Source organism: Mycobacterium sp. NPDC006124 (assembly GCF_040614235.1).
GTDB lineage: Bacteria > Actinomycetota > Actinomycetes > Mycobacteriales > Mycobacteriaceae > Mycobacterium.
Genome location: NZ_JBEXUA010000003.1, coordinates 467,380 through 486,233 on the forward strand (window position 1 = coordinate 467,380; position 18,854 = coordinate 486,233).

20 protein-coding genes are annotated in these 18,854 nt (G+C 68.1%); 14 read left to right on the top strand and 6 right to left on the bottom strand.

Going from position 1 to position 18,854, the window contains the following annotated elements; all coding sequences use genetic code 11:
* Positions 1-16: 16 nt before the first annotated feature.
* Positions 17-1,105 carry an NDP-sugar synthase gene (locus tag ABZ195_RS09160; protein WP_355216860.1) on the top strand — a complete coding sequence of 363 codons (1,089 nt, stop codon included), beginning with the start codon at positions 17-19 and terminating at the stop codon, positions 1,103-1,105.
* On the opposite strand, the gene ABZ195_RS09165 is transcribed toward ABZ195_RS09160, so the two are convergent.
* From ABZ195_RS09165 to cofD, 3 genes are read right to left on the bottom strand one after another with little or no spacing between them, the layout of a single operon-like run.
* Positions 1,087-1,629 (bottom strand): NUDIX domain-containing protein, encoded by a 543-nt coding sequence (locus ABZ195_RS09165; protein WP_355216862.1) that lies wholly within the window; start codon positions 1,627-1,629, stop codon positions 1,087-1,089. The two genes, ABZ195_RS09160 and ABZ195_RS09165, sit on opposite strands and share 19 nt — an antisense overlap.
* Entirely contained in the window at positions 1,626-2,984 is a 1,359-nt protein-coding gene (locus ABZ195_RS09170; protein ID WP_355216863.1) for a coenzyme F420-0:L-glutamate ligase, read from the bottom strand. Before ABZ195_RS09170 ends, ABZ195_RS09165 begins: the two co-directional genes overlap by 4 nt.
* Entirely contained in the window at positions 2,981-3,994 is a 1,014-nt protein-coding gene (gene cofD / locus ABZ195_RS09175; RefSeq protein WP_355216865.1) for a 2-phospho-L-lactate transferase, read from the bottom strand. Before cofD ends, ABZ195_RS09170 begins: the two co-directional genes overlap by 4 nt.
* A gap of 427 nt (positions 3,995-4,421) precedes the next feature.
* Here cofD and ABZ195_RS09180 point away from each other — a divergent pair, with 427 nt between their 5' ends.
* Positions 4,422-4,691 carry a WhiB family transcriptional regulator gene (locus ABZ195_RS09180; protein ID WP_263997035.1) on the top strand — a complete coding sequence of 90 codons (270 nt, stop codon included), beginning with the start codon at positions 4,422-4,424 and terminating at the stop codon, positions 4,689-4,691.
* A gap of 22 nt (positions 4,692-4,713) precedes the next feature.
* Here ABZ195_RS09180 and ABZ195_RS09185 read toward each other — a convergent pair whose 3' ends face one another.
* Complete coding sequence (locus ABZ195_RS09185; protein ID WP_355217056.1) at positions 4,714-5,136, bottom strand: metallopeptidase family protein; 423 nt, start codon at positions 5,134-5,136, stop codon at positions 4,714-4,716.
* Positions 5,137-5,268: 132 nt separating this feature from the next.
* Between ABZ195_RS09185 and ABZ195_RS09190 the strand changes: the two genes are divergently transcribed.
* The 5 genes from ABZ195_RS09190 (at position 5,269) to ABZ195_RS09210 (ending at position 10,433) form a co-directional block, all read left to right on the top strand.
* The gene (locus ABZ195_RS09190) at positions 5,269-5,682 is read left to right on the top strand and encodes a DUF3499 domain-containing protein (RefSeq protein ID WP_355216867.1); all 414 of its coding nucleotides are present in this window, start codon (positions 5,269-5,271) and stop codon (positions 5,680-5,682) included.
* A 131-nt stretch (positions 5,683-5,813) separates the two neighbouring features.
* On the top strand, positions 5,814-7,211 hold the full coding sequence (locus tag ABZ195_RS09195; protein ID WP_355216869.1) for a phosphomannomutase/phosphoglucomutase: 1,398 nt from the start codon (positions 5,814-5,816) through the stop codon (positions 7,209-7,211).
* Positions 7,208-8,281 carry a TobH protein gene (locus ABZ195_RS09200; protein ID WP_355216871.1) on the top strand — a complete coding sequence of 358 codons (1,074 nt, stop codon included), beginning with the start codon at positions 7,208-7,210 and terminating at the stop codon, positions 8,279-8,281. The genes ABZ195_RS09195 and ABZ195_RS09200 overlap by 4 nt, the downstream gene beginning before the upstream one ends.
* Positions 8,282-8,284: 3 nt before the next feature.
* Entirely contained in the window at positions 8,285-9,511 is a 1,227-nt protein-coding gene (manA, locus tag ABZ195_RS09205; protein ID WP_355216873.1) for a mannose-6-phosphate isomerase, class I, read from the top strand.
* A 1-nt stretch (position 9,512) separates the two neighbouring features.
* Positions 9,513-10,433, top strand: coding sequence for a cation diffusion facilitator family transporter (locus ABZ195_RS09210; protein WP_355216875.1), 921 nt, complete (start codon positions 9,513-9,515; stop codon positions 10,431-10,433).
* Here the strand turns inward: ABZ195_RS09210 and ABZ195_RS09215 are convergent.
* Complete coding sequence (locus ABZ195_RS09215) at positions 10,390-11,802, bottom strand: oxidoreductase (protein ID WP_355216877.1); 1,413 nt, start codon at positions 11,800-11,802, stop codon at positions 10,390-10,392. The genes ABZ195_RS09210 and ABZ195_RS09215 overlap by 44 nt on opposite strands.
* A 235-nt stretch (positions 11,803-12,037) precedes the next feature.
* Here ABZ195_RS09215 and ABZ195_RS09220 point away from each other — a divergent pair, with 235 nt between their 5' ends.
* The 5 genes from ABZ195_RS09220 to ABZ195_RS09240 are packed head-to-tail and all read left to right on the top strand — an operon-like array spanning position 12,038 to position 15,435.
* Entirely contained in the window at positions 12,038-13,264 is a 1,227-nt protein-coding gene (locus ABZ195_RS09220) for an alkane 1-monooxygenase (RefSeq protein ID WP_355216878.1), read from the top strand.
* A complete protein-coding gene (locus ABZ195_RS09225; protein WP_355216880.1) occupies positions 13,261-13,437 on the top strand; it encodes a rubredoxin in 177 nt (58 codons plus the stop codon). Before ABZ195_RS09220 ends, ABZ195_RS09225 begins: the two co-directional genes overlap by 4 nt.
* Before the next feature lie 4 nt (positions 13,438-13,441).
* A complete protein-coding gene (locus tag ABZ195_RS09230; RefSeq protein ID WP_056556065.1) occupies positions 13,442-13,621 on the top strand; it encodes a rubredoxin in 180 nt (59 codons plus the stop codon).
* 29 nt (positions 13,622-13,650) lie between these two features.
* Positions 13,651-14,292 (top strand): TetR family transcriptional regulator, encoded by a 642-nt coding sequence (locus ABZ195_RS09235; RefSeq protein WP_355216882.1) that lies wholly within the window; start codon positions 13,651-13,653, stop codon positions 14,290-14,292.
* Positions 14,293-14,319: 27 nt separating this feature from the next.
* Positions 14,320-15,435, top strand: a complete 1,116-nt coding sequence (locus ABZ195_RS09240; RefSeq protein WP_355216884.1) for an acyl-CoA dehydrogenase family protein — start codon at positions 14,320-14,322, stop codon at positions 15,433-15,435.
* A gap of 17 nt (positions 15,436-15,452) precedes the next feature.
* On the opposite strand, the gene ABZ195_RS09245 is transcribed toward ABZ195_RS09240, so the two are convergent.
* Complete coding sequence (locus ABZ195_RS09245) at positions 15,453-16,394, bottom strand: sigma-70 family RNA polymerase sigma factor (RefSeq protein ID WP_355216886.1); 942 nt, start codon at positions 16,392-16,394, stop codon at positions 15,453-15,455.
* Between the two features lie 265 nt (positions 16,395-16,659).
* On the opposite strand from ABZ195_RS09245, the gene ahcY reads away from it, so the two are divergent.
* The gene (ahcY, locus tag ABZ195_RS09250) at positions 16,660-18,126 is read left to right on the top strand and encodes an adenosylhomocysteinase (RefSeq protein WP_355216887.1); all 1,467 of its coding nucleotides are present in this window, start codon (positions 16,660-16,662) and stop codon (positions 18,124-18,126) included.
* Between the two features lie 90 nt (positions 18,127-18,216).
* Entirely contained in the window at positions 18,217-18,846 is a 630-nt protein-coding gene (locus tag ABZ195_RS09255; protein ID WP_355216889.1) for a dTMP kinase, read from the top strand.
* Positions 18,847-18,854 lie beyond the last annotated feature (8 nt).

An 18,854-nucleotide genomic window follows, 5' to 3' on the forward strand; every position in this document is an offset into this window, starting at 1 on the left:
ACAGGTGGGGCTGGCAATGGGAAATTCGGTCAATCCGGCAGAGGTCGACGCGGTCGTGCTCGTCGGAGGGCAGGGCACCCGCCTTCGCCCGCTGACGTTGTCGGCCCCCAAGCCGATGCTGCCCACGGCGGGGCTGCCCTTCCTGACCCACTTGTTGTCGCGCATCGCGGCGGCGGGCATTCAGCACGTCGTGTTGGGCACGTCGTACAAGGCCCAGGTGTTCGAAGCCGAGTTCGGCGACGGGTCCAAGCTCGGGTTGCAGATCGACTACGTGGTCGAGGACGAGCCGCGGGGCACCGGCGGTGGCATCGCCAACGTGGCCTCGAAGCTGCGTTACGACACGGCCCTGGTGTTCAACGGCGACGTGCTCTCCGGCGCTGACATCAACGCCCTGCTCAACAGCCACCACGACCGCGACGCCGACCTGACGCTGCACCTGGTGCGGGTAGGTGATCCGCGTGCCTTCGGTTGCGTGCCAACAGATTCCGACGGCGTCGTCACGGCGTTCCTGGAGAAGACCCAGGATCCGCCGACCGACCAGATCAATGCGGGCTGCTACGTGTTCAAGCGGTCGGTGATCGACCTCATCCCGACCGGTCGGGAGGTGTCGGTCGAGCGCGAGGTGTTCCCGACGCTGCTGTCCGACGGACTGAAGGTGTGCGGATACGTCGACGCCACCTACTGGCGCGACATGGGGACGCCCGACGACTTCGTACGTGGTTCGGCCGACCTGGTCCGTGGCATCGCGCCCTCACCCGCGCTGAATGGTCACCGCGGTGAGGAACTAGTGCACGACGGCGCCTCCGTGGCGCCGGGCGCGCTCCTGATTGGCGGAACGGTGATCGGCCGGGGCGCCGAGATCGGCCCCGGCGCACGACTGGACGGCGCGGTCGTCTTCGACGGAGCGAAGATCGAAGCAGGGTCGGTCGTCGAGCGTTCCATCATCGGCTTCGGGGCCCGGATTGGTCCGAGGGCGTTGATCCGCGACGGCGTGATCGGCGACGGTGCCGACATCGGAGCGCGATGCGAACTGCTGCGTGGAGCGCGAGTGTGGCCGGGGGTGCGGATTCCCGACGGTGGCATCCGTTACTCGACGGACGTCTGAGCGGCGCGCGCCAACTGCCGCAGACCGAAGTCGGCGCCATCGGGAAGGGCGTCCAGCGGCCACCAGCGCAGGTCGAGTGACTCCTCGCTGATGGCGGCGTGGGCGCCCGGTGCCGCCCGGGCCACGAACTGCAGGTCCAGGTGTCGCGTCGGGGTGCCTAGCGAACACGTCAGGGCGTGCACGTGCAGGGCGACGGGCAGCTCCGAGACCGTCAATTCGGCGATGCCGGATTCTTCGCGCGCCTCGCGAGCGGCCGCGGCGGCGACGTCTTGATCGGACTCCTCGCAGTGCCCGCCGAGCTGAACCCAGCGACCGATGCGGGGGTGCAGGGTCAGCAGCGTGCGCGTGCCGGTGTGGTCGAGCACCAGGGTCGAGGCCGTGACGTGACCAGGTGCGCAGTCCCGGCGACACGCGTCGTCTCTGGCGAGGACGAAGGCCAAGACTGCGTGGCGCAGAGAGTCCTGAGCGGGATCGCTTGGCTGCCATCGGTTCAGTACGTCGACGACGGATGCGTGCACGCTCATCGGATCATCAGGAGGCCCTCGGTCGGCACGGGCTCGCGCGGCGTCAGTGGCTCGACGGGATACCCGATGGCGATGGCGCCCAACGGATGCCAGTCTTCGGCGAGGTCGAGCACCTCGCGCGCGAGGTCGGCGGCGAAGATCGTCGAGCCGATCCAACAGCTTCCGACCTCCCGGACCGACAGAGCGACGAGCAGGGCCTGAACGGCCGCCCCGGCGGCGATGGTGAACATGGTCGTCTCGGCGGCAGTCCTGGTGGCGTCCGGGTAGGTGTGCGCTCCGTCGGGCACCATGAAGGGAATCATGAGCTCCGGTGCGTCGTAGAGGATCTGGCCGCGCGCGACGCGTCGGTCGACGGCGTCCGCGGGTCGGCCGTCGGCCAAGAGGTCGGCGCGCCACCGATCCCTCATCGCGTCCAGCAGCCGCAGTCGCACCTGGCGGTCGCGCACCCACACGAATCGCACCGGCCGGGTGTGGTGCGGTGCCGGAGCGGTAAGCGCTTCGGCGACAGCCGCTTCCACCACCGCGGGGTCGACCGGGCGGGCGTCGAAGGTACGGACGGATCGACGTAGCAGCTGGGCTTGCCTGCGGCCCATGTCCACGGCCTCCGCGGTGCCGAGCCAGAACAGATCCTCCTCGCCGGCGCGGACGAGGGAGCGTCCTGCGGAGCCGTCGTCGCGCAGCGTCAACCCCCGCACGACGGCCACGGGAATGCCGGTCAGCTTGCCCTTCACCAGATCTGCCGCCGCGGCGATTTCGTCCGCGACGGCGACCTCGGTCACCACCAGCTCATTGCCGAAGTCGTCGTGCGCGCCACCGTAGCCGTGCAGTACGGCCAGCCCCGCAGCGCCGATGGCGGCGTCGGTCTGCCCGTTGCGCCAGGCGCGTCCCATCGTGTCGGTGACGACGACGCCGACGGTGACGCCGAGGAGTTCGGCGAGCCGGTCACGCAGAAGCGCGGCACTGCCGTCGGGATCGACCGGCAGCAGGGCAAGTTCGGCGGAGTCGACGTTGGAGCCGTCGACGCCCGCCGCGGCCTGGATGAGGCCGATCGCGTTCTCGGTGATCAAGGTCTTGCCCTTGCGGGCGAGCACCCGGACGGCCTCGGAGTCGACGAGCCTGCGCCGCAGCGCGTCTCGCTCCTCGGGGTCGCCGGGTGCTGCGACGATGCGTCCCTCACTCTTGGAGAGCACCTTGCTGGTCACGACGACGACGTCCTCGTTGCGTAGCCACGGCGCGGCCGCGGCGATCGCGGCGGCCACGTCGTCTCCCGGCCGGAACTCCGGGAGCCCCGCGACGGGAAGGATTTCCACGGCAGCGGCGGCTCCATGCTCGGTGGTCCGGTCTGAGCCCGTCACGAGCTCGTCTCCAGACCGGCGAGTTCGACGCCGTGGCGCACCATCTCGGCGGTCGCCCGTGGATCGGTCATCAGCAGTGGCACCGAGCGGACGGCGACGCCGTCGACCGTCGCGGTGTCGCCCTCGTCGACGAGCCACCCGTCGAGCAGGCCCGTGCCCGATCGCGATCCGAAGTGCGCACCCACGGCCTGCGAGGACGTCTCGACCCCGATGACAGTGAGGCATTCGTCGGCCATGCCCCGCAGGGCTCGCCCCGCGACGATGGGGGAGTAGCCGATCACCGGCGCGGAGGTGGACCGAAGTGCGCCACGGATACCCGGGACGGCGAGGATCGCGCCGACGCTGACGACGGGATTGGACGGGGCGAGGAAGACGACGTCGGCCTCGGCGATGGCGTCGAGCACTCCCGGTGCCGCCGTTGCCTTGTCGGCGCCGATGAAGGCGAAGTCATGGGTGGGGATCTGGGCTCGGTAGCGCACCCACCACTCCTGAAAGTGGATGGCGCGTCGGGCGTCGCCGTCGGCTCCCGTTTCGGGATCGGTGACGACGACGTGGGTTTCGCTACGGTCGTCGGTGACCGGCAGGAGCCGCGCGCCGGGTTGCCACCGCGCACACAGCGCCTCGGTCACCTCGGACAGCGGGTAGCCGGCGCGGAGCATCTGGGTGCGCACCAGGTGGGTGGCGAGGTCGCGGTCGCCGAGACCGAACCAATCGGGTTGCACTCCGTAGGCGGCGAGTTCCTCCTTGGCATGCCAAGTTTCGTTGGCGTGGCCCCAACCCCGCTCGGGGTCTATACCTCCACCTAACGTGTACATGCAGGTGTCGAGGTCCGGGCAAATCCGCACGCCGTGCATCCATGCGTCGTCGCCCACGTTGACGATTGCAGTGAGTCGATGATCACCCGAGGGTCCCGTTGCGGCGCCCGCGAATTGGCCAAGGCCCAGGTATTGCTGAACGCCAAGGAGGAAGCGGGCGCCCCCGACACCGCCCACCAGAACAGTCACCTTCACATCGATCGACACTAGGCGCTCGAACTCGAACGTGGTTCATCACGGGCCCGACTTGGTCACTTTTGCGACACGCCAGGCGCCCGACGCGCCGACGTTAGATAACGGGATGGTATGAAATCGCGCCCCTGCGCTTGACCCTTGCAGCTAACGCGTGTCTAATCACATCAGTGTCATTTCCCGGTTGCTTCCGGTTCCAGTGTCGCAGACCGAGATTCGATCACTTGTTCGAATTACTGGGGCCACTAGGGTGCGTGGTGGGGATTGAAGCAGGGCAATTCAAAGACAGGTGAGGAGGCGGAAGATGTCTTATGAGCACGTTGATTTCGATCGTGTCGTCCGGTTCGACAATCGGATGCTCGGCTCAGTAGGCAACGAACCGCATACCAATACCGGGCCGTCGCAGGGTGGGGTGATCGGCCGTCCACAGTTGAGCGTGGTCCCCGACCCGGCGGGAGCATTCGGCGATCCGGAACTCGACGACGAGCAATGGCAGGAACGCGCACTGTGCGCGCAGACCGACCCCGAGGCATTCTTCCCCGAGAAGGGTGGCTCGACCCGCGAGGCCAAGCGGATCTGCCTCGGATGCGAGGTGAAGGACCGGTGCCTCGACTATGCGCTGGCCCACGATGAACGCTTCGGAATCTGGGGCGGGCTCTCGGAACGCGAGCGGCGTCGCCTCAAGCGCGGCATCATCTGATTCAGCGCCGACCCGGCGTGGGTCAGTCGTCGTCGACCGTCGGGTCGATGACGGAGGGCTCCACGCCGAGGTAGGTGGCCACCTGTGCCACCAGCACGTCATGTAGTAGGTCCGACAGGTCGACGGTGTCCTTCGCCCGTCGCTCGATCGGCTTGCGGAACAGCACGATTCGCGCGCGCGTGCTGTTGCCCCGCACGTCCACCCCGGCAGGTATCAACCTCGCGAGGGCAATCGGGCCGTCGGCGATGACCTCGGGCGGCCACTGAATGTTGTCGGGATCCTTCGGTGCGATTCGCGGAATCTCGTCGACGGCCACGTCCAGAGCCGCCAGCCGCTCCTGCCACTGGCGCTCGATCGGTTCGTAGGCCTCCAGCACGGCCATGTCGAAGCGCTCGGCCCGACTACGCCATCCCGGCACGGTGGGCGGAAGCAGCGGGCCGCGCATCTCCCGACGTCCGCGATGCCCACGTGAGGGCTGCCGGTCCACCATGCGGCGATCGTAACGGTTGGAGATCGACGCGTGGCGTGCTGCGCGTGTCGCCTACCCGAGAGGTTCCCGCGCGATAGCCTCGTGTCCGTGAACGTTCCCCGTCGCTGCTGCAGGCCCGGGTGCCCGCACTACGCCGTGGCGACGCTGACCTTCGTCTACAAGGACTCGACCGCCGTCGTCGGACCGCTGGCCACCGCATCCGAGCCCCACTCCTGGGATCTGTGCGTGATCCATGCCGGACGCATCACCGCGCCGCGCGGGTGGGAACTCGTCAGGCACGCGGGTCCGCTGCCGTCCCATACCGACGACGACGACCTCGTGGCACTTGCCGACGCGGTGCGAGAGGGTAGGGACGCTGCCGTGGCGAACGCCCCGGTCGGGTTCTCCGATCCGGGTGTCGGCGTCCGCGGCGCAGCGCTGATGGCCCCGCCGGTACAGCGCGTCGAACAGAATGGCCGTAAACGCGGCCACCTGCGCGTGTTGCCGGACCCACTGGACTGAATCGAGCCGTCCGCAGTGCCCGTCGCCGAACGTTTTGCCGGAGCACGCGCGACCGACCGGCATGACCCTCCGACACGACGGTTGCCGAGCCGATAGGCTTGGCCCAAAGAGTCCCCTGCGCGAGGAGATCAATGTCGAGGCCTGCTGCGGCTGTCAACCGCGTCATCAAGGCGTATGACGTCCGAGGGCTGGTTGGCGAAGAAATCGACGAGGCATTCGTCGCCGAGGTCGGCGGTGCGTTCGCCAGGCTGATGCGCGACGAGGGGGCCGACCGGGTCGCCATTGGCTACGACATGCGCGACAGCTCGCCAGCGCTGGCCGGCGCCTTCGCCGAGGGCGTCGTCGCCCAGGGGCTCGACGTCACCAGGATCGGACTGGCGTCCACCGACCAGCTCTACTTCGCCTCCGGCCTGCTCGACTGCCCCGGCGCGATGTTCACCGCGAGCCACAACCCCGCGGCTTACAACGGCATCAAACTGTGCCGGGCGGGCGCCAAGCCCGTCGGCAAGGACAGCGGGCTGACCACGATCAGCGACGAAGTGATCCACGGCGTGCCGCACCACGACGGCCCGGCAGGCACGGTCGAGGATCGCGACGTGCTCGTCGACTACGGACACTTCCTGCGGTCGCTGGTCGACATCTCTGCGCTGCGACCACTGCGGGTCGCCGTCGACGCCGGCAACGGCATGGGTGGTCACACGACTCCTGCCGTCCTGGGGCCGCTGGCGTCGATCACGTTGGTGCCGTTGTTCTTCGAGCTCGACGGCACGTTCCCCAACCACGAGGCCAACCCCCTCGACCCGGCCAACCTCGTCGACCTGCAACGCCACGTCGTCGACTCCGGCGCCGACATCGGGCTGGCCTTCGACGGGGACGCCGACCGGTGCTTCGTCGTCGACGAACGCGGTCGGCCGGTGTCGCCGTCGGCGGTGACCGCTCTGGTCGCCGGCCGGGAGTTGGGCCGCGAAATCGGCGCCACCGTCATCCACAACCTCATCACCTCGCGGGCGGTGCCCGAATTGATCGTCGAACGGGGTGGCACCGCGCTGCGCTCCCGCGTCGGCCACTCCTACATCAAGGCGCTGATGGCCGAATCGGGAGCGATCTTCGGTGGCGAGCACTCCGCGCACTACTACTTCCGCGACTTCTGGGGCGCCGACTCCGGCATGCTTGCGGCGCTGCACGTCCTCGCCGCCCTCGGCGAGCAGGACCGTCCCCTGTCGGAGATGATGGCCGACTATCAGCGGTACGAGGCCTCCGGAGAGATCAACTTCACCGTGGCCGACGCGCCCGCGTGCGTCGACGCGGTGTTGACCGCATTCGGCTGTCGCACACGATCGATCGACCACCTCGACGGCGTGACCGTCGACCTCGGCGAGGGCACCTGGTTCAACCTGCGCACCTCCAACACCGAACCGTTGCTGCGACTCAACGTGGAGGCAAGGACCGCCGAGGACGTCGCCGCCCTCGTCGACGAGATCGGCGCGCAGATCACCGCACGAACCGCTGAAGGTGGGTCCGCGAGGTGAGCGCGCCGCACGCGACCGTCGACCTCGACGACGTCGAGGGACTTCTCGCCGCCGACCGTGAGGGTCTGCTGCGGGCGGCGTCGATGGCGGGTGCGCACATGCGGGCGACCGCCGCCGCGTTGGACGAGGGCGCCCTGGCCTCCCTGGCCGGTGGTCATCCGCCGCGGACCGTCATCTGGGTGGCCACCCGCGGTGCTGCCGAGGCGGCGGGAGACATGCTCGCCGCAGCTCTCGGCGGCTCGACCAGAGCCCCGATCGTCGTCGCCTCGGAAGTGCCGCCGTGGATCGGTGCCCTCGACGTGATGATCGTCGCCGGTGACGACGCCGCCGATCCGGTGCTGGTGAATTCCGCCGCGAGCGGAATCCGCCGTGGCGCAAGGGTAGTCGTGGCCGCCCCGGACGAAGGTCCGCTTCGCGAGGTCGCGGCCGGCAGGGCCGTCGTGCTGGCACCCCGGCTGCAACTCTCCGACGAATTCGGGCTCGTGCGCTATCTCGCCGTCGGATTGGCCGTGCTGCACGTCGTCCTGCCGGGTATGAGTGCGGACCTCTCCGAGCTGGCCGACGCGCTGGACGCGGAAACGTTGCGCAACAGTGCAAGTCGTGACGTCTTCACCAACCCGGCCAAATCGCTCGCCGACCGGATGTCCGACCGTGACGTCGTCCTTGCTGGCGGCACCTCGGCCACCGTGGCGCTCGCGCGGCACGCCGGCTCGACGTTGCTTCGCGTCGCCCAGCAACCGGCGGCCGCGGTGGGCCTGGCCGACGCCATGGCGGCCCTTCGCCGAGGATTGACCAATGGCGCCAGCACCTATGAGTCGTCGATCTTCCACGACGACGACATCGACGGCCCGCTCGGCCGCCGGGTCCGAGCCATCGTGTTCGCGACCGACGAGGAGCGGCCTGCGATGGTGGCCTCGCTGAGTGGTTACGACGACGTCGACGTCCTGAGCGCCGACGACGTGCCCGACGGCGCACTGCCGCGGCCCACGGGTCGGCGCGAGCAGCAACTCGCCGTGCTCGCCGTGCGTTTCGAGATGGCCGCGGTGTATCTGCGATTGGCCCGGGGTTAGCCGGTGGACCTTCTTCGTGGCGCGCTGCGCACCTACGCATGGGGATCACACACTGCCATCGCCGAATTCACCGGGCGGCACAGTCCGACACCGCATCCCGAGGCCGAACTGTGGCTCGGAGCTCATCCCGGTGACCCGGCGTGGTTGGCTGGCGACGGCGGCGAGCGGTCGCTGCTCGACACCATCGCCGACGATCCGGACGGTCAGCTAGGCGCGGCCACGCGTCAGCGCTTCGGTGACGCGTTGCCGTTCCTGGCGAAGGTGCTCGCGGCGGAGGAACCGCTGTCGCTACAAGCACATCCGAGCGCAGAACAAGCCGCGGAGGGCTTCAGCCGTGAGGATCGGCTGCACATCCCGGTCTCGGCGCCGACTCGCAACTACCGCGACCGGAGCCACAAGCCCGAACTTCTGGTCGCGCTGGGTCCCTTCGAGGCGCTGGCGGGGTTCCGCCCGGTCGCCCAAAGTGTGGAGCTCCTGCGTGCGTTGACGGTCGCGGACCTCGACCCCTTCGTCAACCTGCTCTCCGGCCAGGCGGACGCCAACGGGCTGCGGGCCTTGTTCACTACGTGGATCACCGCGCCGCAGGCCGACCTCGACGTGCTGGTACCGCAGGTACTGGACGGCGCAGTCGCTTACTTGCGCTCCGGGGCAACGCGATTCGCCAGGGAGGCCAAGACCGCCCTGCAGCTTGGCGAGCTGTACCCCGGAGACGCCGGAGTGCTTGCCGCGTTGCTGCTCAACCGGATCAGCCTCGAACCGGGGGAGGCCATCTTCCTGCCCGCCGGCAACCTGCACGCCTACCTGCACGGTTTGGGCTTCGAGGTGATGGCCAACTCCGACAACGTGCTGCGCGGTGGCCTGACCCCCAAGCACGTCGACGTGCCCGAATTGCTGCGCGTGCTGGACTTCACGCCCACCGACGAGTCGGCGCTGCGGCCCCGGTCGACGCGCGACGGCATCGAAATCGTCTACGACACGCCCGCGCCGGAGTTCGCCGTGTCATTGTTGCGGCTCGACGGTGAGGATCTCGGTCACGAGATCGACGCCCCGTCCCGGCATGACGGCCCCCAGGTGTTGTTCTGCACCGAGGGGTCGGTCCAGGTTCACGCGAAATCCAGCGTGCTGACCCTCGAGCGGGGTGCCGCCGCGTGGGTGGCCGCCGACGACGGTCCCATCCGATTGGTGACCGAGCAACCGGCGGCGCTGTTCCGCGCGACCGTCGGCATCTGAGGTGTCGGCGTCGGGAAGCAAGCGCGCAATCGTCGCGGCCCTGTTGGCGAACGCGGGCATCGCGGCAGCCAAATTCGTCGGCTTCCTCATCACGGGCAGCTCGTCGATGCTCGCCGAGGCCGTGCACTCGGTGGCCGACACCTCCAACCAAGGACTGCTGCTGCTCGGTCAACGTGAGGCCGGCAAGAAGGCCGACGCGTTGCACCAGTTCGGCTACGGTCGCAGCCGCTACTTCTATTCGTTCGTCGTGGCGCTGGTGCTGTTCTCTCTCGGGTCCGCCTTCGCCATGTACGAGGGCTACGAGAAGATCGTCGACCCCCACGAATTGACGTCTCCGGTCGTGGCCGTCGCGATCCTGGGCGTGGCAATTTGCCTGGAGGGGTACAGCTTTCGCACCGCGATGACGGAATCGCGCCCGATCAAGGGTGACGGCACCTGGTGGCACTTCATCCGCAGCTCGCGCAACCCCGAGCTGCCGGTGGTGCTGCTGGAGGACACCGGCGCGCTGATCGGCCTCGCCTTCGCTCTGGCCGGCGTCGGCCTGACGATCCTCACCGGAAATCCGGTCTGGGACGGGGTGGGCACGTTGTGCATCGGTGCCCTCCTGGGTGTGATCGCCGTCGTCCTGATGATCGAAATGCACAGCGCGCTGATCGGGGAGGGTGCGACGCCGCGGGAGGACGGCCTGATTCGGACGGCGCTGGAGCAGACCGCTCACGTGGACCGGGTGATCCACCTGAGGACTCAGTACATGGGCCCCGACGACATGCTGGTCGGGGCGAAGATAGCGCTCGAGCCCCATACGGACCTGGTGACGGTGGCCAACACCATCGACTCCGCCGAGGCGGCGATTCGAGCCGCGGTGCCCGCGGCCACGGTCATCTACTTGGAACCGGATCTCGATCGCGCCGCGAGCGCCTAGACCGCTTCGTCTGCACGAACGTCCTTGCCTTCCCGAATTTCTCGACGGCCAGCATCCCCATGTTGTGGCGTACGGTCCGGCCGAGGGTCTTGGCGTCGGGCACCATGTAGAGACTGTCGAGCAAGCTGAACCGGCGCAGGAACCACTCGGCCAGGTCCGGGTCGGTCTCGGCCGCACCCAAGAACTGCTCGAAGAGGTTTCCGACGGTCAGATACCACCACGGCGCGTCCTCGGCTGTGGCGTTGTGCAGCGCCACGTCGCCGATCGCGTTCATCGTCCACACCGGCCACGTCGTCTTCTTCGTGGCTCGTGACAGGGCCCCCGCGAGGTCGGGATCCCCGGACTTCAGCACGGTCTGGAGATTGCCCGCCTGGATCGACGTCATCGTCATTCCTTGGCCGTAGGTCGGGTTGAAGCTAACCACCGCGTCACCGAACGGGATGACCCCGGCGGGGAACCGCTCCATCAGGTCGTAACGGCGCCATCGGCTGGCGGGATACTTGTGAAATGCCATGTCGCCCACGGGTTCACCGGACCGCAAGGCGGCGCTGAGGTGCGGCGGCAGTAGAGCGTCGGCCGCATCGCAGATCTCGGTGAAGTTCTGCGGTGGCGGCACCTTCCCGGTGCCGTACGTGGTGGCGCTCCACAGCCCGTCCTCGTAGAGCAGCATGCCCAAGCCGACCGGCTGCTCGTGAGTCGCTCCGGCGACGACCACCTTCTCCTTCAGCGCATCGGCTGGGATGCGTACCCGCTGCGTGGCGTAGTCGATGCCGACGTCGACGGTGTCCTCGGTCGGACGGCCGAAGCCCCATTGCTCGAGCCAGACCGGCAGCCGGGTGCCACGGCCGGTGGCGTCGACCACCAGGTCGGCGGGCACGGCAGTCGACTCGTCACCCACGTCGAGCAGCACGCCGGTGACCCGTTCGCGTTCGACGTCGTAGAGCAATTCGCCGACCCGGCCGTGAACCAGTTCGACGTTGGGGATGGCCACCGCGCGTCGGCGAATTTGCCACTCCAGGTGCGGCCGGCTCGGCACGTAGGCCGTGAATTCTCGTTTGAGGGTCGTGTTGGTGCCCAGGACGTGGCCCGCGGCGCCGAAGTGGATGCAGTCGGGTCGGTTCTCGAGTTTGGGAACCCCCGCCGCCACCATGTCGTCGAGGAGTCCGGGGAACAGTCGTTCGAACTCCGCCGCGCCCCGGGCCATCAGCAGGTGGACGTGCTTGCCCTGCGGCACCGCCGTGCGGTCGGCGGGCCCGTCGGGAAGGTCGTCGCGCTCGTAGAGCGTCACCCGGTCGTAGAAATCGGACAACACCCTGGCCGCGCACAGCCCGGCGAGGCTGCTGCCGATGACTATCGCGTGTTCGCCCATGGTGTGGACGGTAGTGGCTACGTTGCCCGGAACACGACCAAAAGGAGGGAGAAAGTCTGACGGATCGGTGTACGCGACCCACGGGCACCGCACGTCCGTTCTTTGCTCGCCGCGACGCGGTGAAGGCGACGAGCGAGCAGAGTCTTTACAAAACACCTGTCTGTGTCTAGACATCGGACAAATGCGTGGCTATAGTCAAGTCCAATGGTGATGGCACTCACATGGAGGTGGCGCGATGACGACCCACGTGGACTCCGCGGACGGCACGACGCCCGTCGGCCGATGGCGCGACAAGAAGCGGTATCTGTGGCTGATGGGGCTGATCGTGCCCACGGCGGTGCTGGTGATGCTGCCGGTGGTGTGGGGGTTGAACCAGTTCGGGTGGCACGCAGCCGCCCAGGTGCCCTTCTGGATCGGCCCGATCCTGGTCTACATCGTGCTGCCACTGCTGGATTGGCGCTTCGGCCCGGACGGAGAGAACCCGCCCGACGCCGTCATGGAACGGCTGGAGAACGACAAGTACTACCGCTACTGCACCTACAGCTTCATCCCCTTCCAGTACCTCACCGTCATCCTGGGCGCCTACCTCTTCACGGCGTCGGACCTCGGCTGGCTCGGTTTCGACGGAGCTCTCGGCTGGCCGGCGAAGATCGGTCTGGCCCTGTCGGTCGGGATGATGGGTGGCGTCGGCATCAACACTGCCCACGAGCTCGGCCACAAGAAGGAGACCCTGGAACGGTGGCTGAGCAAGATCACCCTGGCTCAGACCTGCTACGGCCATTTCTTCATCGAGCACAACCGCGGACATCACGTTCGCGTCGCCACCCCCGAGGATCCGGCGTCGGCCCGGTTCGGCGAGACGTTCTGGGAATTCTTGCCGCGTAGCGTGTGGGGCAGCCTCAGGTCCTCCTGGGAACTCGAAGCCCAACGGATGCGCAGGCTCCACCGCAGCCCCTGGCATCCGTCCAACGACGTGCTCAACGCCTGGGCTATGTCGGTGGTGCTCTACGGCGCGTTGATCGCCTACTTCGGCCTTGGACTCGTTCCCTACGTGGTGATCTCGGCGGTGTTCGGCTTCGCGTTGTTGGAGACGGTGAACTACCTCGAGCACTACGGTCTGCTGAGGGAGAAGACGCCGAGTGGGCGCTACGAGCGCTGCGCGCCTCAACACAGTTGGAACTCAGACCATTTGGTGACCAACCTGTTCCTGTACCACCTCCAGCGGCACAGCGACCACCACGCCAACCCCACTCGGCGGTATCAAACGCTGCGCAGCATGGACGGCGCGCCGAACCTGCCGAGCGGTTACGCGTCGATGATCGGCCTGACCTACTTTCCGCCGCTGTGGCGCAAGGTCATGGACCATCGCGTGCTCGCCCACTACGACGGCGACCTCAGCCGGGTCAACATCCATCCGCGGGTGCGCGAGAGGGTGCTGGCCACCTACGGGGAGCCCCGGTGAGCGTATACCGTTGCCCTGGATGTGATTTCGTCTACGACGAAGCCAAGGGGGCACCCCGGGAGGGCTTTCCGGCCGGCACACCCTGGGACCAGGTCCCCGACGACTGGACCTGCCCGGATTGTGCGGTCCGAGAGAAGATCGACTTCGAGCCTCAACCAACGAAAGGGGAGTGACGACGTGAACTACAAGTTGTTCGTGTGCGTGCAATGCGGTTTCGAGTACGACGAGGAGAAGGGCTGGCCGGAGGACGGCATCGCGCCGGGCACCCGCTGGGACGACATCCCGGAGGACTGGAGCTGCCCCGACTGCGGCGCGGCGAAGTCTGACTTCGAGATGGTCGAGGTCGCGCGGGGTTGACCGTCGTCGCACCCGATAGTCTCGCCCCTATGAACAGTCCGAGCGACCGGCGTACGGCGGCGCGCGTGCCGTACGCCGAGGCGTCGCGAGTGCTGCTCCGCGGGTCGATCCTCGACGGCATGCGCGACATGCTGCTGGTGCGGGACTGGTCCTCGATCACGCTGTCGGACGTCGCCAAGGCGGCCGGCATCAGCCGGCAGACCATCTACAACGAGTTCGGCTCGCGGCAGGGCCTCGCCGAGGGCTATGCGTTGCGGCTGGCCGACCGTCTGGTGGACGCCGTCGACGACGCCATCGCGGGAAACGTCGGCAACGTCTACGCTGCCTTCCTGGAGGGGTTCCGTGCCTTCTTCGCCGAATCGGCGTCGGACCCGCTCGTGATCTCGCTGCTGACCGGAGCGGCCAAGCCCGATCTCCTGCAGATCATCACCACCGACAGCGCGCCCATCATCACGAGGTGTTCGCAGCGACTCACGTCGACGTTCATGGACAGCTGGGTCCGGGCCAGCGAAGAGGATGCCGGTGTGCTGGCCAGGGCCATCGTCCGACTCGCGATGAGCTATGTGTCGATGCCCCCGGAGGCGGACCATGACGTGGCCCGTGATCTGGCCCGCTTGATGACACCGTTCGCCGAGCGGTACGGCGTGATAGATCCCGGCGGATCGAACTAATCGGCCGGCTGCTGCATCTGGATGGGCATGACACCTGCAACCCTGCCCGTCCTCGACCCGACCACCCTCACCGAATCGCTGAGACCGGCGATCACCGCCGCCGCTGCCCGCGCCGAGCAGCAGGGCGAAATTCCCGCCGACCTTCGGGACGCACTGCTCGAAGCGGGCGCGTTTCGCCTGCTGACACCGGTCGAGCTGGGCGGCTGGGAGACCCCGCTGCCAACGGCACTGCAGACCTACGAACGATTCGGCTATCTCGACGCCTCCGTCGGTTTGGTGGTGTGGAACGCGAACTTCGGCTTCATCGGCGCATTGTTGCCGCCGGCCGGGGTGGAGCAGATCTGGGGTGCCGGCCGTGAACCGGTGCTCGCGAACTCCGGTCGGCCTGGTCAGGCGGAGCCCGTCGACGGCGGATTCCGGCTGACCGGCGAATGGAAGATCGTCAGCGGTGTCAACGGCGCCGACTGGGTCATCCTGGTCGGCGTGTCGACTGACGTCCGGTTGATGGCGGTCCGCCGCGAGCAGGTGACCGTGCGAAACGCCTGGGACGTCACCGGGATGCGGGCCACCGGCAGTCACGACGTCACGGCCGAGGCGGTGTTCGTCCCGACGGAGTTGACCGCTGCCCTCGACGTCCCGCCGCGGATCGACCGCCCGCTGTACCGCGGTTTCATCCCAGCCCTGGTGTTTCCCGGATGCACCGCGGTGTCCCTGGGTGTTGCCCGCCGGGCCGTCGACGAGACCGTTGCCCTGGTCACCGGCAAGGCGGCCATGACCGGAGGTACCGTCGCCGACTCGGCACACACCCAGCAGGTGATCGCCCGCTCGGAGGCGGCCGTCACCGCCGCGTACCTGCTGCTCATCCACGCCGCCGACGAACTGCACGCCGCCGGCGACGCGGTCACCCTGCGACAGCGGGCCGCACTGCGCGCGGCGATGTCGCATGCGGCCGAGGTCAGCCGTCAGGCCTTGGTCGACCTCTTCCAGGTCGCGGGGTCGGCTGCCCTCTACCGGGGGAACCCGATCGAGCGCCTCTTCCGCGACGGGATGGCCGCGCTGCAGCACGCCAACCAGTCGGCTCAGTTCCTGACCGCGGCCGGTCGGGTACGGCTGGGGATGGATCCCGGCGTCCCGTTGTTCTGAAACCGTTGTGGCTCAGTTCAACTCGCAGCCGACCTGGGGATCGGGTGGAACAGACGCACGTGGTTCGTCCGCCCCTCGCGAAGGAATTGCACCCAGGCCACCGCCGGCGGACAGTGGAACGGGTCGTCGGGCGGGCTGATCAAATCGGTCTCCCAGATCACCACGTCGCGGCTGGCGACGACGTTGGTCAGACGCTGGCGCACCCCGTCACCCAGGTCGTGGTCCATTGCCCGCACGAGGTAGTCGAACCCCTTCGTGTGGATGCCGTGCGGCCAGGTCGTCTCCACGGCCGGGTCCCAGTGCGCCGCCAGCGCAGCGGCGAAGAAGCCGTCCTGGGCGGCGCCCAGAATCGTCTGCGCCTCGGCGCGCCGGGACCGACCTAGGGCCGCTGCGTCCTCGTGGGCTTGCTCGGCGGTGGTGAGCAGCGCCGCGTGCAGCTTGCCGCGGGCCTGGCTCAGCCGGCTGCGCACGGTTCCCACGGGTATGCCGCACACCTGCGCCAGCTGCTCGTAGCTGGTGACGGCGGTGAAGTACCTCAGGATCGTGACCAGCCGCAGCGGCGGAGAGAGCTCCTCGACGGCGGACCACACCCAATCCCCATGTGCGAGCCGCTCGATGAGGGCGGCGGGATCGTGCTCGACGTCGGGCCGCAGTACCGAGCCGACGTCCGGCACCGGCACCGGGGTGACCGCGCGGAGCTGCATCCGGCAACCGTTGCGGACGATCGAGCGCAGCCACGGCCCCACCGCCGTGGGATCGCGAAGGTCGCCAAGGCGCCGCAACGCAATCAGCGAGGCATCCTGCACCACGTCGTCGGCCTCGGGCCGGAAGCCCAGGATGTTGAGCGCCACCGCACGCATCGACGGCTCGTACCGCGCCAGCAACAGCCCCAACGCGGCCGTGTCGCCGTGCTGCGCGGCCAGCACCAGGTCTTCGTCGGTCGGCGTCTCGGACTGCATCTCTCGTGGTCCCTTCCGTCGCGGGGGGAAACTCCGCGACGGAAGGGTTTTCTTCCCGTGGGCCGGTCCGGGCTCACCCACCGGCCTACGGCGGACCGCGAGACGTTAGACTCGTCGAGACATCTCCTGGCTGTCAGAGCGCCTTGGCCGTTGCATCGCACGAGCGCCTGTCCCGCGAGTCCGCAGGCCGGGGTGTCCGCCAACGCACCCTGGGTGCGTCCAGGCATTGACTCCATGACGTGACGCACCATCAAAGGGGCTCTACATGACCGCACCAGAACTGACCGCCGACGTCCGCAACGGCATCGATTACAAGGTCGCCGACCTGTCGCTGGCCGAATTCGGCCGCAAGGAGATCCGGCTGGCCGAGCACGAGATGCCCGGCCTGATGGCACTGCGCCGCGAGTACGCCGACGTGGCACCGCTCAAGGGCGCCCGGGTATCCGGCTCGCTGCACATGACCGTCCAGACCGCAGTGCTGATCGAGACCCTCGTCTCGCTCGGCGCCGAAGTGCGGTGGGCGAGCTGCAACATCTTCTCCACGCAGGACCACGCCGCTGCCGCCGTCGTCGTCGGACCGCACGGCACCGTCGAGGAGCCCAAGGGCGTTCCCGTCTTCGCGTGGAAGGGCGAGAGCCTCGAGGACTACTGGTGGGCTGCCGAGCAGATGCTGACGTGGCCGGGCGAGCCCGCCAACATGATCCTCGACGACGGTGGCGACGCCACCATGCTGGTGCTTCGGGGCGCGCAGTTCGAGAAGGCCGGCGTCGTGCCGCCCGAGGACGACGAGCACTCCGACGAGTACAAGGTCTTCCTGAACCTGCTGCGCCGTTCCCTGGAGGCCGACTCGACCAAGTGGACCAAGGTCGCCGAGTCCGTCCAGGGCGTCACCGAGGAGACCACCACCGGCGTGCTGCGCCTGTACCAGTTCGCCGCAGCCGGTGAGCTGGCGTTCCCCGCCATCAACGTCAACGATTCGGTCACCAAGAGCAAGTTCGACAACAAGTACGGCACCCGCCACTCGCTGATCGACGGCATCAACCGCGGTACCGACGTCCTCATCGGCGGCAAGGCCGCGCTGGTGTGTGGCTACGGCGACGTCGGCAAGGGCTGCGCCGAGGCGCTCAAGGCGCAGGGCGCACGCGTCGCGGTCACCGAGATCGACCCGATCAACGCCCTGCAGGCACTGATGGACGGCTTCGAGGTCAAGACCGTCGAAGAGGCCATCGGCTGGGCCGACATCGTCATCACCGCGACCGGCAACCAGGGCATCATCACCCTGGACCACATGCGCAAGATGAAGCACCAGGCGATCCTGGGCAACATCGGCCACTTCGACGACGAGATCGAGATGGCGCGCCTGGAGCGCGACAAGGACATTCGTCGCATCAACATCAAGCCGCAGGTCGACGAGTTCGTCTTCCCCGACGGTCACTCGATCATCGTGCTGTCCGAGGGACGACTGCTGAACCTGGGCAACGCGACCGGGCACCCGTCGTTCGTGATGAGCAACAGCTTCTCCAACCAGGTCATCGCGCAGATCGAGCTGTGGACCAAGAACGACGAGTACGACAACGAGGTCTACCGCCTCGCCAAGCATCTCGACGAGAAGGTCGCCAAGATCCACGTCGAGGCACTGGGCGGCTCGCTGACCAAGCTCACCAAGGAGCAGGCCGAGTACATCGGCGTCGACGTCGACGGTCCGTACAAGCCGGAGCACTACCGCTACTAGCAGTTCCCGTCGAGTGGCCAGTCACCTCGCGCCTGCCCCCGTGTGGCGTGCGGTGACTGGCCATTGGCGTGTGGGGATAGATTGACGGCCGTGCTCATCGCGATCGAGGGAGTCGACGGCGCCGGCAAGCGCACGCTGACCGACGGCCTGCAGACGTCGTTCGAGTCGACCGGGAAGTCCGTCGCACGACTGGCTTTTCCGCGCTACCACGAATCCGTGCACGCCGACCTCGCCGCCGAGGCGTTGCACGGACGCCACGGCGACCTCGCGTCGTCGGTGTACGCGATGGCGACGCTGTTCGCGCTCGACCGTGCCGACGCCACGTCGCAAATCGACCGGCTCTGCACCGAGCACGACGTCGTCATCCTGGATCGATACGTGGCGTCCAACGCCGCCTACAGCGCGGCGCGACTGCACGAGGGCGTAGACGGGTCCGTCGTGGCGTGGGTCGGCAAACTGGAGTTCGGCCGGTTCGCCCTGCCGCGCCCAGACTGGCAGGTGCTGCTCGCGGTGCCGACCGAGGTGGCCGCCGAACGTGCGTTGCGGCGCGAGGCGGCCGAGGCCGACCGGGCGCGCGACGCCTATGAGCGCGACGACGGTCTACAGCGTCGTACCGGGGCGGCCTACGCCGCGTTGGCCGCGGGGAATTGGCAGGGCCCCTGGGCCGTCGCGGGACCCGACGTGGTGCCGCACGAACTCGCGCGGGCTCTGACGTCCTGATCTGCGGG